16 protein-coding genes are annotated in these 17,350 nt (G+C 48.2%); 15 read left to right on the top strand and 1 reads right to left on the bottom strand.

Going from position 1 to position 17,350, the window contains the following annotated elements; translation table 11 throughout:
• Positions 1–16: 16 nt before the first annotated feature.
• The 15 genes from rimP (at position 17) to lepA (ending at position 16,963) form a co-directional block, all read left to right on the top strand.
• Positions 17–496, top strand: coding sequence for a ribosome maturation factor RimP (rimP, locus tag LHUE1_RS13065; RefSeq protein ID WP_025012466.1), 480 nt, complete (start codon positions 17–19; stop codon positions 494–496).
• A gap of 16 nt (positions 497–512) precedes the next feature.
• Positions 513–1,724: a transcription termination factor NusA gene (nusA, locus tag LHUE1_RS13060; RefSeq protein ID WP_049169458.1), complete on the top strand. Its 1,212-nt coding sequence runs from the start codon at positions 513–515 to the stop codon at positions 1,722–1,724.
• 11 nt (positions 1,725–1,735) lie between these two features.
• A complete protein-coding gene (gene rnpM / locus LHUE1_RS13055) occupies positions 1,736–2,029 on the top strand; it encodes an RNase P modulator RnpM (protein WP_049169457.1) in 294 nt (97 codons plus the stop codon).
• Positions 2,030–2,031: 2 nt separating this feature from the next.
• Positions 2,032–2,331, top strand: a complete 300-nt coding sequence (locus LHUE1_RS13050) for a YlxQ-related RNA-binding protein (RefSeq protein WP_049169456.1) — start codon at positions 2,032–2,034, stop codon at positions 2,329–2,331.
• A gap of 20 nt (positions 2,332–2,351) precedes the next feature.
• Positions 2,352–5,135: a translation initiation factor IF-2 gene (gene infB / locus LHUE1_RS13045; RefSeq protein WP_049169455.1), complete on the top strand. Its 2,784-nt coding sequence runs from the start codon at positions 2,352–2,354 to the stop codon at positions 5,133–5,135.
• A gap of 203 nt (positions 5,136–5,338) precedes the next feature.
• Complete coding sequence (gene rbfA, locus LHUE1_RS13040; protein ID WP_003565780.1) at positions 5,339–5,692, top strand: 30S ribosome-binding factor RbfA; 354 nt, start codon at positions 5,339–5,341, stop codon at positions 5,690–5,692.
• A 127-nt stretch (positions 5,693–5,819) separates the two neighbouring features.
• Positions 5,820–6,611, top strand: coding sequence for a DUF475 domain-containing protein (locus LHUE1_RS13035; RefSeq protein WP_191978401.1), 792 nt, complete (start codon positions 5,820–5,822; stop codon positions 6,609–6,611).
• 54 nt (positions 6,612–6,665) lie between these two features.
• On the top strand, positions 6,666–7,574 hold the full coding sequence (gene truB / locus LHUE1_RS13030; protein ID WP_049169454.1) for a tRNA pseudouridine(55) synthase TruB: 909 nt from the start codon (positions 6,666–6,668) through the stop codon (positions 7,572–7,574).
• A gap of 5 nt (positions 7,575–7,579) precedes the next feature.
• Positions 7,580–8,524: a riboflavin biosynthesis protein RibF gene (gene ribF, locus LHUE1_RS13025; protein WP_049169507.1), complete on the top strand. Its 945-nt coding sequence runs from the start codon at positions 7,580–7,582 to the stop codon at positions 8,522–8,524.
• A 1-nt stretch (position 8,525) separates the two neighbouring features.
• On the top strand, positions 8,526–9,671 hold the full coding sequence (hemW, locus tag LHUE1_RS13020) for a radical SAM family heme chaperone HemW (protein ID WP_049169453.1): 1,146 nt from the start codon (positions 8,526–8,528) through the stop codon (positions 9,669–9,671).
• A gap of 158 nt (positions 9,672–9,829) precedes the next feature.
• Positions 9,830–10,876, top strand: coding sequence for a heat-inducible transcriptional repressor HrcA (gene hrcA, locus LHUE1_RS13015; protein WP_049169452.1), 1,047 nt, complete (start codon positions 9,830–9,832; stop codon positions 10,874–10,876).
• Positions 10,877–10,943: 67 nt separating this feature from the next.
• On the top strand, positions 10,944–11,537 hold the full coding sequence (gene grpE / locus LHUE1_RS13010; protein ID WP_049169451.1) for a nucleotide exchange factor GrpE: 594 nt from the start codon (positions 10,944–10,946) through the stop codon (positions 11,535–11,537).
• A gap of 30 nt (positions 11,538–11,567) precedes the next feature.
• Positions 11,568–13,436 carry a molecular chaperone DnaK gene (gene dnaK / locus LHUE1_RS13005; RefSeq protein WP_049169450.1) on the top strand — a complete coding sequence of 623 codons (1,869 nt, stop codon included), beginning with the start codon at positions 11,568–11,570 and terminating at the stop codon, positions 13,434–13,436.
• A gap of 113 nt (positions 13,437–13,549) precedes the next feature.
• Positions 13,550–14,722 (top strand): molecular chaperone DnaJ, encoded by a 1,173-nt coding sequence (gene dnaJ / locus LHUE1_RS13000; protein WP_049169449.1) that lies wholly within the window; start codon positions 13,550–13,552, stop codon positions 14,720–14,722.
• A 402-nt stretch (positions 14,723–15,124) separates the two neighbouring features.
• Positions 15,125–16,963 (top strand): translation elongation factor 4, encoded by a 1,839-nt coding sequence (gene lepA, locus LHUE1_RS12995; protein ID WP_049171350.1) that lies wholly within the window; start codon positions 15,125–15,127, stop codon positions 16,961–16,963.
• 155 nt (positions 16,964–17,118) lie between these two features.
• On the opposite strand, the gene LHUE1_RS12990 is transcribed toward lepA, so the two are convergent.
• On the bottom strand, positions 17,119–17,349 hold the full coding sequence (locus LHUE1_RS12990) for a hypothetical protein (RefSeq protein WP_025012476.1): 231 nt from the start codon (positions 17,347–17,349) through the stop codon (positions 17,119–17,121).
• Between the last annotated feature and the right edge of the window lies 1 nt (position 17,350).

Here is a 17,350-nt window from a genome sequence, read left to right as displayed (position 1 = left end):
TAAAGGAGGCGGTGGCTTGAGTACGCAATCGGTTGTTGAAACCGTGACCGCTTTGGTCAAACCGATTTTGGACGACCATCATTTTTACCTCACGGATGTCGAATTTGTGAAGGAAGGCGGCGGCTGGTACTTGCGGGTGTATATCGACAAGCCAGGTGGCATCACACTGGATGAATGTGTGTTGGTCAGTGAAGCTTTGTCCGAGAAACTGGACAGTATGGACCCGGATCCGATTCCGCAACAATACTTCCTTGAAGTTTCCAGTCCCGGTGCCGAGCGACCGTTGAAACGTGAGATGGATTATGAGCAGGCAGTCGGCGACTATATTCATGTCTCGCTATTCAAGAAGCTGGACGGTAAGAAAATCTTCGAAGGCACTTTGAAAGATCTGAAACCTGACCAGTTGACATTAACGGTCAAAGATAAAAGCCGCAAATTCGATCAGGTCATCGACCGAAAATTGATCGCTTCTGCACGGTTGGCGATCGAATTCTAGTGGAGGTAAGAAAAGCATGTCAAAGGAAATGATCCAAGCACTTGACGCCTTAGAGCAAGAAAAAGGTGTTAAGAAAGAGGTTGTGATCGAAGCTTTGGAAGCCGCATTGGTTTCCGCGTATAAGCGTAATTACAATCAGGCACAAAATGTCGATGTGGAATTTGATCCTAAACAAGGCGACATCCATGTCTATGCTGTCAAAGAAGTGACTGATGAAGTTTTTGATTCGCGGTTAGAAGTAAGTCTCAAGGATGCGTTGGCGATTAATAAAGCTTACGAAATCGGCGATAAAATCAAATTCGAAGTTACCCCTAAAGATTTCGGACGGATCGCTGCACAAACAGCCAAGCAGGTCATTATGCAGCGTGTGCGGGAAGCCGAACGCAGTATTGTTTATGATGAATATTCCCAGTATGAAGATGAAATTTTACAAGGCGTTGTCGAGCGGCGCGATAATCGGTTCATCTACGTCAATTTAGGTAAGATCGAAGCCGTTTTAGGCCGCCAAGATCAGATGCCGAACGAGAAGTATGAGGCGCACGATCGCATCAAGGTTTATGTGACCAAGGTCGAAAATACCAGCAAAGGCCCCCAAGTCTTCGTTAGTCGGACGCATCCGGGCTTGGTTAAACGCTTGTTTGAGCAAGAAGTTCCGGAGATTTTCGATGGTACGGTTGAAATTGTCAACATTGCCCGTGAACCTGGCGATCGGACGAAGATTGCGGTTCGGGCGACTAATGATGCTGTCGATGCTGTCGGTACGACGGTTGGCCCGCGCGGTGCTCGAGTGCAGGCGGTGGTCAATGAGTTGTCAGGCGAAAACATGGATGTTGTTCAGTGGGAAGAAGATCCTGCCGATTACATCGCCAATGCCTTGAATCCGGCCCAGGTCATCGCGGTTCAGTTCAACGATGAAGATAATGACCGTTCGGCAACCGTGATCGTTCCTGATTATCAGCTGTCACTGGCCATCGGTAAAAAAGGTCAAAATGCGCGGCTTGCCGCAAAGTTGACTGGTTATAAGATCGATATTAAGCCAGAGTCCGAAGTTGAATTCGTGGATGACGATGAGTTGTCAGAGGCGGAAGCTGAAGCAGCAGAGGCGTCAGATGATCAGGTCGACAACACCGAGGCAGCTAGCGATGAACCAACCGAAGCCGAACAATCGGATGACACATCCGAGGCAACACCGGTCACCCCAAACGCTGATGACCAGTCACAGGCATAAGGAGGCGAGCCATGAAAAAGCGTAAGATTCCAATGCGCAAGGACTTGCTAAGCAATACGATGATGCCCAAAAAAGAACTTGTTCGCATCGTTAAAAACAAGGAAAATGTTGTTGCAATCGATCCGACTGGCAAAGCAGCAGGACGTGGCGCGTATGTGGCGTTGAATCCTGATGCTGTGAAACAGGCTAAGGGAAAGAAACTGATTGACGCAGCCTTCGGTATCACCATTGACCCGGCCTTTTACGATGATCTTTTTGCTTATGTCGATCACCAAAAGGCACGTCAGGAACTATTCGGCAAGTAACCATGCAAAAACAAGCCGTTTTAAATTTATTGGGATTGGCCCGCCGCGCCAGTCGTCTTACCACCGGTGACCAACTGGTGTTAGGAGCGATTCGTTCCGGTGATGCAAAGCTGGTGTTCGTCGCCAGTGATGCAAGTGCCAATACCCGCAAGAAGTTTTCCGATAAAAGCAGCTACTATAAAGTTCCTTTGGTGACAGTATTCTCCAAAATGGACTTATCACAGGCTATCGGTAGTGATCGTTCAATCATTGCCGTGGCAGATGCAGGCTTCGCCAAGAAGATGCAAGAGCTGCTCACCTAAATTGCAGGGAGCGTGAAGAAATGGGCAAAAAACGCGTTTATGAATTTGCCAAAGAAATGCACGTCGATAATAAAGACGTGATCGATATTGCCAAAAACTTGGGTATCGAAGTAAAGAATCACATGTCCTCGATCGATCAAGATCAAGAAGCAAAAATCAAAGGGGTGTTGAGCAAGTCTTCAGCAGCTAAAACACCTTCAACATCAGCGGCTGCTAAACCGACCAAGTCAGCAGCGTCTACAAGTGCTAAAGATAATCAGCATGCAGCTGCAGAAAAACCGACCCGGCATGAGCATAAGCCGGCACGGTCCAACAAAACTGCTGACGGTAAAATCATTTTAAGTAAGTCAACGATTTTGCGGCCACGGGGCACCCAGACAGCGCATAAGTCCGGGAATCACAACCGCGGTGGCGAGCAACCGGCAGCGGCTGCTAAGACAGGAAACCGGAACACCAATCGCAGCAACAATAACAACCGTTCTGCGAATAACAATCGCCCGAATGATCGCAATCGGCGCGATCGTAATCGCCGGTTTGACAACCAGCGTGTGACCGGCCCAATGCCACGTGCCGGACGTCCGACCGCAGCCAATGGCAATCCGCGTCCCGTTGCAGGCAATGGCGGGAAATTCGTCAAGCCGGAATCCGAACGGCAACAGCCAAAGCGTCAACAAGAAGCTAAACCGGCTGTAGCGAGTAAACGTCCTGAACGCTCTGAATCGACTCGTGCAAAACAGCGGCCACAGACGGAACAACGGTCGCAACGGACAGAACAGCGTCCTCGCACCGAACAACCAGCTGCAAAAACCAATCAACGCTTTACAAAACCGGCTGCCGTTACGCCAGCTGCCAAACCAGCAACGGTCGGCAGTCAGGACAACCGCAATAGTCGGCGCGGTGGTGGGAATAACAACTTTGGTCGCGGCAACAGCTTTGGGAATCGCAACGGGTTTAACCGCAACAGCAACCGGCGCAACAAGAAGAACAAGCGCCGTCAGCAGAGCCAGCCGAAGAAGGAAATGCCACAGCGCAAAGAGCGGCCGTTACCAGAAGTCTTGAATTATGAAGTTGGGATGAATGCTCAGGAACTGGGCAAGATTCTTCATCGTGAACCAGCTGAATTAATCAAGAAACTGTTTATGTTGGGCGTGATGGTCAACCAGAACCAGAGTCTGGACAAAGATACCATCGAACTTTTGGCTACCGATTATGGTATTGACGCGAAGGAAAAGGTTCATGAAGACATTTCCGATTTGGACAAAGTGTTCGAAGAAGAAAACAAGAACCAAGACAACTTGCAGCCACGGCCGCCAGTTGTGACGATCATGGGGCACGTTGACCATGGTAAAACAACCTTGCTGGACAAGTTACGGCATACGCACGTGACTGAAGGCGAAGCCGGTGGCATTACGCAGCATATTGGCGCGTATCAGGTTAAATTACGTGATCGGTTGATTACGTTCCTTGATACTCCGGGGCATGCGGCCTTCACCAACATGCGGGCGCGCGGTGCCGATATTACCGATATTGTTGTCCTTGTGGTTGCTGCTGACGATGGTGTGATGCCGCAAACGATTGAAGCGATTCATCACGCCCAGGCTGCCAAGGCGCCGATCATTGTGGCGGTCAACAAAATCGATAAACCAGGTGCCAATCCGGAACACGTCATGGAGCAATTGACCGAATATGGGCTGATTCCAGAAGACTGGGGCGGCGACACGATTTTTGTCAAAATCTCAGCTAAATTCGGTAAGAACATTGACGAATTATTGGAAATGATCTTACTGGAAGCGGATGTGCTCGAATTGAAGGCTAACCCTGATCAGCGAGCTGTCGGTACGGTCATCGAAGCACGTTTGGATAAAGGTAAGGGACCGGTTGCAACGGTCTTGGTTCAACAAGGGACGTTGCATACCGGCGATCCGATTGTTGTCGGGAATACCTTTGGCCGTGTCCGTGCTATGACCAACGATCATGGCCGCCGGGTCAAGGATGCGTTGCCATCCATGCCAGTCGAAATTACCGGACTCAATGACGTGCCGCAATCCGCTGATAAGTTCGTTGTCTTTGCGGACGAACGGACTGCGCGGGCGGCCGGTGAAGAACGGGCAAAACGGGCTCAAGAAGAAGAACGCAAGAACACAACGCATGTCACGTTGGACAATCTGTTTGAAACGATGAAAGAAGGTCAACTTAAAGAAGTTGACGTTATCATCAAGGCGGATGTCCAAGGATCTGTTGAAGCTTTGGCAGGTAGTCTTGAGAAGATTGAAGTCAAAGGCGTTCGGGTCAACATTATCCACCAAGCAGTTGGTGCGATTAATGAAAGTGATGTGACACTGGCCGCAGCAAGTAATGCCATCATCATTGGCTTCAACGTTCGGCCGACAGCAATGGCTAAGGCGCAGGCAGAACAGGATGATGTTGATATTCGCCTGCACAGTGTCATCTACAAGGCAATCGAAGAAGTCGAGTCTGCGATGAAGGGCATGCTGGAACCAACTTATGAAGAGAAGGTTATCGGTACGGTCACTGTTCGTGAAACGATTCCGGTTTCCAAAGTCGGCACGGTTGTCGGTGGTTACGTTGACTCTGGGTATATTACCCGCGATGCCGGCGTTCGCCTCATCCGTGATGGTATTGTCAAGTATGAAGGCAAACTTGGTTCACTTCGTCGGTTTAAAGATGATGTCAAGCAAGTTCGCCAAGGCTTTGAACTCGGGCTGACCATTGAGAATTATAATGATATTAAAGTCGGTGATCAGATCGAAGCCTTTACAATGGAAGAAGTACCGGTTAAGTAAACAGTGTACGGAAGTCATTTAAGGGATAGGCGTTTGCTGGCTGTGAAAAGTTGACGAACGCTCCACCATAACGCGTTCGCCGGCGCAGAAGCCTGCGTGTAAGGACCTTGGTCGCAATGACAAAGAGCGCTATCACGCCCAAGGCCACTTACACTTTGGCCTTTAAGCGCGCCGGCTCACGCTCAACAGGAGGTAATTCGCAGATGAAGCATCGTATCGGTCGAGTTGAGACTCAGATCCAACGTGAAGTTGATGATATCTTGTTAAAGGATGTTAACGATCCGCGGGTCAAAGGCGTGACGATTACCGGAGTCAAACTGACCGGTGATCTGCAACATGCCACCATTTTCTACAGCATTCTCGATGATGCACCTGATAAAGTCGAAGCAGCCCAAACCGGTTTGGATAAAGCCAGTGGACTGATTCGGCGTGAAGTCGGGCAGCGGATTCGGCTGTTCAAGGTGCCGGAAATCGAATTTGCTCAAGACAAATCCGTTCAGTATGGTGCCCGTATTGATCAGTTAATTAACGAAGTGCGGCGCAAGAATTTGGAATAGCGTTGTTCAACCAGAAAGGGTTCAGTCGCAAAGACTGGATCCTTTTTTGGTGCACCAATTTTCAATAACATCATCATGCAACGAGCAGTCTTCTTTTTCTCGCAATAGCCGCTTTAGCTTTCCTGGCTTGAACGGTATAATAATAAACATTGAGAAGGGAAGGATCACGATCAAGTTTTTAGGGGCCTTATACGGACCATTCTTTTCTATCCACAACTGGCAGCTGGCTTTTTCGGTCAGCGGCTTAGTCACGATTTTTAGCTTAATCCTTTTAGAATGTATGCTCTCCGTTGATAATGCGGTTGTTCTCGCTGCCCAGACTGAACAGCTTAAGGCCGAGTCGGATCGCAAAAAGGCCTTGATGTATGGCATGGGCGGGGCGTATCTGTTTCGCTTCATTGCCATCGGACTGGGAACTTACTTATTACAGTTTTGGCCGATTAAGGCACTTGGCGCTTTGTATCTGGTATGGATGAGTGCCAGCTATTTTTATGCGGTTCGTCATCCTAAAAGTAATACAGACAAAAAGGCTAAACGTGCCCATGGTTTATGGGGTACGGTTTTTCAAATTGAAAGCCTCGATATTGTTTTCTCGGTGGATTCGATCTTGGCAGCTTTGGCCGTCTCCAATAATCCGGTCATTGTTTTAATCGGTGGCTGCCTGGGTATTTTGGCGATGCGGATCGTTGCCCAGGTGATCACGACCTTCATTGACCGGGTACCTGAATTGGAAACCGCGGCGTATGTCCTTGTTGGTCTTATTGCCATCAAACTTGGATTGAGTTTACCTATGATCAACGTTAAAACGCCGGACTGGCTCTTTTCGATTTTGGTAGTACTGATTTTCATTTGGGCAGGATGGCGACATGCGGTGCATGCCAAGCATCATCGCAGTATGTATACCAAGCCAAAAGCGTGATGGCGTACAATAGTCAGCGTTTTTTAATTTTAAAAATTGAAAGGGGCCAAATTCATGAACGGCATTCTTCCGCTGTATAAACCGACCGGCATGACCAGTGCCGATGCCGTTTATCATGCACGCAAGCTTCTTCACATTAAAAAAATCGGTCATTCCGGCACGCTTGACCCAAACGTTGATGGTGTTTTGCCGCTCGCGATTGGCGCGGCAACCAAAGCTGTGCCCCAATTAATGGCCAGTGGCAAAATTTATACCGGCGAAATCACACTTGGCTTTGCAACGACCACTGAAGATCTTGATGGTGAGGTGGTGAAGCGAACGCCGATGGTGAAGCCGGTACCGGTGCATGAACTGGATCAGGCACTCACCCAATTGACGGGCGAAATTACCCAAGTGCCGCCGATGTTTTCCGCAGTCAAAGTCAATGGCAGACGGTTGTATGAATATGCCCGGGCAGGTGAGTCGGTTGAACGGCCAAAACGTCAGGTAACGGTAAAACGCTTTGAGCGAACCAGTGAACCGATTTTCGACGCAACTCAAGGGATCCAACGTTTTCGTTTTGAGGCTGCGGTGTCTAAGGGAACCTATATCCGCACCTTGGCAGTTGATGTTGGCCAATCGCTAGGCGTCGCTGCAGTAATGAGCCAATTGACGCGGATTAAAAGCGGCGGCTTTACATTAGCCCAAGCGGTCAGTCTTGAAGCCTTGGGGCAACATATTACTGAAGGCACCTTAGCGTCAGTGATCCAACCGATTGACATTGCGTTTGCTGAGTTGCCGAAAGTTGATTTGACAGACGACCAGTATGACGATGTCCGACACGGCCGATTTTTGACCCTTCAGTTGGATGGACCACGGGTTCGGCTACGTTACGATGGCGTTTTGAAAGCCATTTATCGGTTCGAAAAACACCAGTATCGCCCGGATATTATGTTTTTAGCAAATGAGAAGAATGAGAGATAATTTTGATGGAAGTCATTGATATTCACCCGCCGTTGCAAGCATCAGCGGCGCCGCCACAGCCCATTGTTTTAACGCTGGGTTTTTTTGATGGCGTACATCGCGGCCATCAAGCCGTGATTAAAGCAGGAAAGCAAATTGCTTTAGCCAAAAAATTGCCGTTAGCCGTGATGACATTTGATATTCATCCGGCTGTTGTTTATCGCGGCGTTGGTAAAACAACGATTCAGTATCTGTCAACGCGTGACGAAAAGATTGATCTAATGCGGCAATTAGGCGTGAATTTGTTGTATTTTGTTCACTTTACACCGGAATTTGCTGCCTTATCGCCGCAAGCGTTTGTGGATCAGTATTTGGTGGGCCTGAAAGCTGATACAGTTGTGGCCGGTTTTGACTATACTTACGGTAAACGCGCGATTGCCAATATGGCGTTGCTGCCCGACTACGCGCACGGCAGGTTTGAAGTTATTAGCGTACCTAAGTTGGCCGAAGATGGTGCAAAAATCAGCTCGACCCGGATTCGTGATGCGTTGGATCAAGGGGATATCGATACGGCAAACGAGCTTTTAGGGTACGCTTATTTAACGACTGGCAAAGTGGTGCATGGCGAAGCCCGTGGTCGAGAACTTGGCTTTCCAACAATTAATCTGGCAACATTAGGTCAGCAGCGGCTTCCTGGTATCGGGATTTATGCCGTAACAGTAAACGTGGATGGTACTTGGTATCTGGGGATGGCTTCGATCGGCCGTAATGTTACGTTTGGCAGTGATCGCGATGTGACGCTTGAGATTAATTTGCTGGATTTTAGCCGTATGATTTATGGCAAAACTGTTCAGGTTCGTTGGTACCACTATCTACGCGGTGAAGTGAAATTTGCCAATGCAGAAGGCCTGATTACCCAATTAAAGAAAGATGAAACGGCAGTCCGTCAGTATTTTGCGAGGAAGGGTTGAAATGGCAGGCGCATATATTCATATTCCGTTTTGCGAACATATTTGTTACTACTGTGACTTCAATAAAGTCTTCATTGAAGGACAGCCGGTTGATGACTATGTTGCGATGTTGCTTAAGGAAATGCGAATGGTCATGGCTGAGCATCCTGATGAGAAAATCGAAACGGTCTATGTCGGTGGAGGAACACCTACAACGTTGACGCCCAAACAGTTAGCGACACTTTGCCAAGGCATTCGCGACATCTTGCACTTCAATTCTGGTGAATTCACGTTTGAGGCGAACCCCAATGATTTGCTGACGACCGATAAGTTGCAGGTTTTACATGATTATGGTGTCAATCGACTTTCAATCGGGGTTCAGTCTTTTAACAACGATGTCCTCAAACGGATCGGACGGATTCATCGCGCCAAGGACGTGTATGTCGCGATTGCCAACGCCAGAAAAGTCGGTTTTGATAATCTGTCGATTGATTTGATTTTCCGATTACCTGATCAAAGCCGGGACGATTTTTTAAATAGTCTACAAAAAGCCCTCGATTTAAATTTACCGCATTATTCGACGTATTCACTCATTCTTGAACGGAAAACCATCTTTTATAATTTGATGCGCCAAGGCAAATTGCGCTTGCCAACGCAGGATGTCGAAGCCGATATGTATCAGGATGCCATTGATCTAATGGAGGCACACGGCAGACATCAATATGAAATCAGTAATTTTGCCAAAGATGGTTATCAATGCCAACACAATCTGCTTTACTGGCAAAATGACAAGTACTTCGGCTTTGGAGCTGGTGCGTTTGGTTATCTTGGGCGCGATCGGTATCACAATTATGGTCCGATCAAACAGTACCTAACGCCGCTTCACACCGATCATTTACCGGTTTTGGCCCATCATTTGGTTCCGGTTTCCGAACAAATTGAAGAAGAAATGTTCCTTGGCTTGCGAACCATGCGCGGCGTAAGTGAAAAACGCTTCTATCAGCGCTATCATCTGACCGTTGATGCCGTTTATGGCGAGACCGTACCTGAGTTGGAAAGCCAAGGCTTGTTACAGCGCGATGATGGTTTCATTCGGCTGACCAACAAGGGCAAGTTTTTAGGCAACGAAGTCTTTCAACAGTTTTTGCTTGACGAGCCGCTTATTTAAACGGCTCTTTTTTCTTGAAAAAATGGCCGCCACTGGCTAGAAACACCGAAAACACTGAAGATTTTAGCAATGTCGCCTTGACTTTGCTAACAGTGCTTGGTATATTATTCAGTGTATTAGCACTCGTGCGAAACGAGTGCTAAAGGTGAGGTGAGAAAATGTTGACGAAACGGCAAGTGCTCGTCTTAAAAGAAATCATCCGCCTGTTTACTGAAAGCGGAGAGCCGGTTGGTTCAAAGCGATTGATGCGCGAGCTGCCCATTCATGTCAGTTCCGCCACAATCCGTAATGATATGGCGTCGCTAGAAGATGCCGGTTTGATCACCAAGACCCACAGCAGTTCCGGGCGCGTACCGTCAACGCAAGGCTATCGTTATTATCTCGATCACCTTGTTGAACCGGTGCGTGTTTCGCATCAAGAACTGGCGACTATCAAGCAGGCATTTAGCCAGCGATACAATAAGATGGATGAGATTGTTGCGCAAAGTGCGCAAATTTTGTCTAATCTGACGAGTTACACGGCCATTAGCTTGGGACCTGAAGTAACCAATATCAAGCTGACAGGTTTTCGCCTTGTTCCATTAGGCAATCACCAAGTCATGGCGATTTTGGTCACGAATAACGGTAACATTGAAAACCAGGTCTTTACCGTATCGCAAAACATCTCATCCGATGAGCTCGAAAAGGCGATTCGAATTGTCAATGATCAACTCGTTGGACTGCCACTAATTCAAGTTGCACAGCGGCTGAAAACCGATGTGCCTTCGATGTTAATGCAGTATCTGACCAGTCCTGAAGGCTTCTTGGATATCTTCGGTAACGTTTTGAAATCTGCTGCTTCCGAGCGCTTTTACGTTGGCGGGCGGTTGAATCTGATGGATTACCTAGGCGATTCCGATATCCATGAACTGAAAAAGATTATGTCATTGATTGACGCTGATCACGGTGATCTGACGGAACTGCTTGGCGGACCGATTCGTCAAACGCCGGTTCAAGTACGCTTGGGTCCAGAGCTTAAGCCAATTGATTTGGCCAACCTCAGTTTAATCACCGCTAGCTACGATGTTGGTGACCACGGCACCGGGATGATCGCCTTGCTAGGCCCGACGCAGATGCCTTATTCGAAAATGATCGGACTGCTGGATGTTTTCCGTGAAGAGCTGGCAAAACGGTTGACGGATTATTATGCCAACTTTGATCAATAAAAATTAAAAAATATTTGTTAGTGTGGATCCATGAATGCCAGCAAATATGGTTTAAAGGGAGGATACCATGGCAGAAAAAAAAGCAAAGCAAACTGCAGCAGATACCGCCAAACAGGCAAAACAACCTGCTGAAGCGTCAGGATCTTCGCTTAAAGAAGACATTCTGAAAGAAAGCATCGCTGATCTCAATGATCAACTAAAAAGCAGCCAACATGATGGCGAGCAGTTGAAAAAAGAACGTGATGAATTCGAAGATAAATATCTGCGGGCAGCCGCGGAAATTCAAAATATGAATCATCGGTTCGAAAAAGAGCAACAGAAACTGCTGAAGTATGACGGCCAGAAGTTAGCAAAGGCGATTTTGCCAGTTGTCGATAATCTTGAACGTGCGCTTGCAACCGAGGCCAAAGATGATAGTGCTGCTTCATTGAAAAAGGGTGTCCAGATGGTTTATGACCACTTGGAACGCGCTTTGAAAGAGAACGGCATCACTGCCATTGATGGCACAGGCGAAAAATTTGATCCGAATACCCAACAGGCCGTACAAACAGTCGCGGCTGATGACAAACACGCAGCTGATACTGTCGCGCAGGTCCTGCAAAAAGGGTATTATCTCAAAGATCGCGTTTTACGCCCTGCTATGGTCGTTGTTGCTAAATAATTAAACTGAAAATAAAGAAGGTATAACAATATGAGTAAAGTTATTGGTATTGACTTAGGAACCACCAACTCAGCTGTTGCGGTTTTGGAAGGCAATCAGCCAAAGATCATTACAAATCCTGAAGGCAATCGGACCACACCGTCTGTTGTTGCGTTTAAAGATGGTGAAATTCAAGTCGGTGAAGTTGCCAAGCGTCAGGCAATTACCAACCCGGACACGATTGTTTCGATCAAACGCCACATGGGCGAAGCCAACTACAAAGTTAAGGTTGGCGACAAGGAATACACCCCTCAGGAAATTTCAGCGATGATTCTGCAATACATCAAGAAATTTTCTGAAGACTATCTGGGCGAACCGGTTAAGGATGCCGTTATTACCGTGCCGGCTTACTTCAATGACAGCCAACGTCAGGCTACCAAGGATGCCGGTAAAATTGCCGGTTTGAATGTACAGCGGATCATCAACGAACCAACCGCCTCAGCATTGGCTTATGGCTTGGACAAAGGCGACAAGGATGAAAAGATTCTGGTTTATGACCTTGGCGGTGGGACCTTTGATGTTTCCATTCTGCAATTAGGTGATGGCGTCTTTGAAGTTCTGTCAACCAATGGCGATACCCATTTGGGCGGGGATGATTTTGATAACAAGATCATCAACTGGTTGGTTTCCGAATTCAAGAAGGACAACAACATCGACCTGTCTAAGGACAAGATGGCCATGCAACGTTTAAAGGATGCTGCTGAAAAGGCAAAGAAGGATCTGTCTGGCGTTACCCAGACCCAGATCAGTCTACCATTTATCTCTGCTGGCCCTAATGGACCGTTGCACTTGGAACGCACTTTGACGCGTGCTCAGTTTGACGAAATGACCGCTGACTTGGTTGCCAAGACCAAGCAACCGGTTGAAAATGCGTTGAAGGATGCTAAGCTAACCAACGCTGACATCGACAAGGTTATCTTGAACGGTGGTTCTACACGAATTCCGGCGGTTCAGGAAGCCGTTAAAGAATGGACCGGCAAAGACCCAGATCACAGTATCAACCCTGATGAAGCTGTTGCTTTGGGTGCTGCTATCCAAGGTGGTGTCATTTCCGGTGATGTTAAGGATGTTGTCCTGCTGGATGTTACCCCGCTGTCACTGGGTATTGAAACCATGGGTGGTGTCTTCACCAAGTTAATCGATCGTAACACGACCATCCCGACGTCCAAGAGTCAGGTCTTCTCAACTGCAGCTGATAACCAGCCTGCTGTTGACATTCACGTTCTGCAAGGTGAACGGCCAATGGCAGCAGATGACAAAACGCTTGGTCGCTTTGAATTGACGGATATTCCGCCGGCACCACGTGGGGTTCCGCAAATCGAAGTCAAGTTTGATATCGATAAGAACGGGATCGTTCAGGTTTCTGCCAAAGACCTTGGCACAGGCAAGTCACAGAACATCACCATTAAGAGTTCTAGCGGTTTGTCCGATGAAGAAATCGAACGCATGAAGAAGGAAGCCGAAGAAAACGCTGAAGCCGACGAAAAGCGTAAGGAAGAAGTCGACTTGAAGAACGATGTCGACCAGTTACTCTTCCAGACCGACAAGACGCTCAAGGACGTTGACGGCAAGGTTCCTGAAGAAGACATCAAGAAAGTCAAGGATGCTCAGGAAGCTTTGAAGAAAGCGCAACAAGAAAACAACCTTGATGACATGAAGCAAAAGCGGGACGACTTGAACAAGCTGGTTCAGGACATGACCGTTAAGCTTTATGAAAACGCCCAGAAGAATCAGCAGGCACAAGGCGGCGCTGCGAGTGGTGCTGCAACCGGTGCAACGCAAGGCGGTACCGACAAGAAGTCTGACGATGATACCATCAATGGCGATTACAAGGATGTTTCTGACGACGATAAGAAGTAAGGTCGCAGATCATCAGCAAAAAGCCGAAGCCGCGGCGCGGTTTTGGCTTTTTGTTTGAATTATGCTATGCTGAATTGGCATTTTCAGTCACGATCTGAATCGAGGAGGAACTCATGGCGGATCAGAAAGATTATTATGAGACGCTCGGTGTGAGCCGGGATGCCGATGATGACACCATTCGTAAGGCTTTTCGCAGGCTATCGAAAAAATATCATCCCGATCTCAATCACGCACCAGGTGCAGAGCAAAAGTTTAAAGAGATAAATGAAGCCTATCAGGTCCTGTCTGATCCCCAGAAACGTGCGGCCTATGATCAGTATGGTTCTGCTGATGGTCCGCAGGGATTTGGCAACGCCGGCGCAGGAGGAGGCCAGGCAGGCGGCTTTGGCGATTTCGGTGGCCAAGGTGGTTTTGGCGGCGGCTTTGACGATATCTTCAGCCAATTCTTTGGCGGAGCTGGTGGTGGTGCCCAAGCGAATCCGTCAGCACCGCGTCAAGGCGCCGATTTACAATACCGGATGGACTTGACGTTTGAAGAGGCGATTTTTGGTAAAGATACCAAGATCTCCTACGATCGCGAAGCTGTTTGTCATACCTGTCATGGTAGTGGCGCTAAACCGGGTACCAGCCCGGTAACGTGCCATAAGTGCCATGGTACCGGTTACATCCAGGTACAACGAAATACGGCCTTTGGCACGATGATGACACGCCAGGTTTGCGACGTCTGCGGCGGTACCGGTAAAGAAATCAAAGAAAAGTGCCCGACTTGCCATGGCAGCGGTCATGAACAAGAACGTCACACTATTGATGTCAAGGTTCCAGCCGGCGTTGAAGACGGTCAGCAAATGCGGCTGCAACAAGCTGGTGAAGCGGGGACCAACGGCGGGCCTTACGGTGATCTGTACATTGTTTTCCGAGTTGCACCAAGCAAAAAGTATCAACGGGACGGCGCAGAAATCTATCTGACCATCCCATTAAGCTTTGCGCAGGCTGCATTGGGCGACGAAATCAAAGTCGATACGGTTCATGGACCGGTTGAGTTGAAGATCCCGGCAGGTACCCAAAGCCAGACTAAGTTCAGACTACGCGGTAAGGGTGCGCCAAGACTGCGCGGCAACGGAACCGGCGATGAAATTGTTACCGTCGAAATTCAAACGCCAAAGCATCTGAATGAGAAACAAAGAGCAGCATTGATGCAATTTGCTGCTGCCAGCGGTGAAGATGTCACGCCGCATAATGGCACGTTGTTTGACCGTGTTAAAGAAGCGTTTAAAGGCGGGAAATAAAGCGCTAAAATTAATTGACACAAAAAAATCGGTTCTGGAGGCAACTTGTCGCTGGAACCGATTTTTTGATATCCTTGTCTGGCAACTTCAATCTAACTTGTCTGGTTGCGGAAACGCGCTCACAGTCGCAGAAATCTACGTGTAAGGACCTTGGTCGCAATGGCCAAACTCGGGCCATCACGCCCAAGGCCACTTACACTCCGGTTTCTAACCGCGCCAGCTCACGCTCTGCTTGAAACGCGTTCCCTGGCGCAGAAGTCTGCGTATAAGGACCTTGGTCGCAATGGCCAAAATCGGGCCATCACGCCCAAGGCCACTTATACTCCGACTTCTAACCGCGCCAGCTCACGCTCTGCTATAATAAGAATCAAACGTTCGCTTAGAAAGTAGGCACTATTAAAGATGAATCATGAAGAAATGCTGGAACGACAAAAGCATATCCGCAATTTTTCGATTATTGCCCATATTGATCATGGCAAATCGACGCTTGCCGATCGCATTTTGGAATTAACCGACACCATTGCCAAGCGTGACATGCAGGCGCAAGTGCTTGATGATATGGCGCTTGAGCGGGAGCGCGGGATTACGATTAAACTCAACGCGGTCGAATTGCACTATAAAGCCAAAAATGGCGAAACCTATATTTTCCACTTGATTGATACGCCGGGACACGTTGATTTTAGTTATGAAGTCAGTCGCAGTCTGGCGGCGTGTGAAGGGGCACTGTTAGTTGTCGATGCCACTCAAGGGGTCGAAGCCCAAACGCTCGCCAATGTTTATTTGGCGATTGACGATGATCTGGAAATTATTCCTGTCATCAATAAAGTCGACCTGCCCAGCGCCCAGCCGGATGTGGTCAAAGAAGAAATCGAGGAAATGATCGGCCTTGATGCTTCTGATGCGATTTTGGCAAGTGGCAAAACCGGGCTCGGTGTTCCGGAAATTCTTGAACGGATTGTAAAAGACATTCCTGCACCATCTGGGGATATCAACGCACCCTTGCAAGCTTTAATTTTTGATTCGGTTTACGATGATTATCGTGGCGTTGTGCTTGATGTCCGCGTTAAGGAAGGTCAGGTCAAGGTCGGTGACACCATTCAGCTGATGAGCAACGGCAAGCAGTTTCAGGTAACAGAAGTCGGGGTTATGTCGCCTAAAGCCGTTAAGCGCGACTTTTTGATGGTAGGGGATGTCGGCTACATTACTGCATCAATTAAGACGATTCAGGATACTCGTGTCGGTGATACTGTCACACTAGCGGATCGGCCGGCAAAAGAACCATTAAAAGGCTACCGGAAAATCACGCCAATGGTTTACTCCGGACTTTTCCCAGTCGATAATGCGAAGTTTAATGATTTGCGCGAAGCATTGGAAAAATTACAGCTCAACGATGCGGCGCTAGAGTTCGAACCAGAAACGTCCCAGGCGCTTGGTTTTGGCTTCCGTTGTGGGTTCCTAGGGCTGTTACACATGGATGTCGTCCAGGAGCGCCTGGAACGCGACTATGGCCTTGATTTAATCATGACAGCGCCAAGTGTGGACTATCAGGTAGTCCTGACAGACGGAACCGAAAAGACCATCGATAACCCAGCTGACATGCCGGATGCCAGTGAAATCAAAGAAATTCGCGAACCCTACGTGAAGGCTTCGATTATGGTGCCAAACGATTATGTCGGACCGGTCATGGAACTATCCCAGCGTAAGCGCGGCGAATTTGTTACGATGGATTATCTGGATAAGTATCGGGTTAATGTGATCTACGAACTACCGTTATCAGAAATTATCTATGACTTCTTTGACGACCTCAAAAGCAGCACTAAAGGCTATGCGAGTCTGGATTACGAGATTATTGGTTACCGTCAAAGTGATCTGGTCAAAATGGACATCCTGCTCAATGGTGATCCGGTTGACGCTCTGAGCACCATCGTTCACAAAGACTTTGCTTATGACCGCGGCAAGGCCATTGTTGCTCGGCTAAAAACAACGATTCCGCGGCAACAGTTTGAAATTCCGATTCAGGCAGCCATCGGCAACAAGATTATCGCCCGCAGCACCGTCAAGGCTTATCGTAAAAACGTTCTGGCTAAATGCTACGGCGGTGATATTACCCGGAAACGCAAACTGTTGGAGAAACAAAAAGCCGGTAAGAAGAGGATGAAAGCGGTGGGCTCTGTGGAGGTGCCTCAGGAGGCGTTTATGAGCATTCTTAAGATGAATGACGAAGAAAGCCGCGGTAAATAGCGGTTTGTAGTCATTTAAATCTGTAACGTTTACTGAGACTGTTCCTCTAAACGGCAGCTCTGCATTTTTGATAGCTGACAATAACTCACAGTAACGAAACAACCAGGCGCTGGTGATCCGTGGCGTCTGGTTGTTTTAATCTACTTTCGTGCAGTCTAATAGCCCTCATTCTTACGCTGATGATCATCCACAATATGTTTTGCCTTATGCGCCAGCTTGCGTTCCGGTTTGAAGAACTGGTATGCGCCATAGGAAACCAATCCGCCGAGCGCCGTAATGCCGAAAACAAGGATGTAGATAGTCGCGTCTAAAGTCGGGTGAGGGATGTCCTCGAGTTTCCCTGTGACTTTCTTTTCCGCTAATGCCGTGCGATTTTTAAGACTCATG

The organism is Lacticaseibacillus huelsenbergensis, from assembly GCF_029726355.1.
In the GTDB taxonomy this organism is placed as follows: domain Bacteria; phylum Bacillota; class Bacilli; order Lactobacillales; family Lactobacillaceae; genus Lacticaseibacillus; species Lacticaseibacillus casei.
Note: the sequence above shows the minus strand (reverse complement) of the source record. Positions and strands in the feature narration are given on the sequence as shown.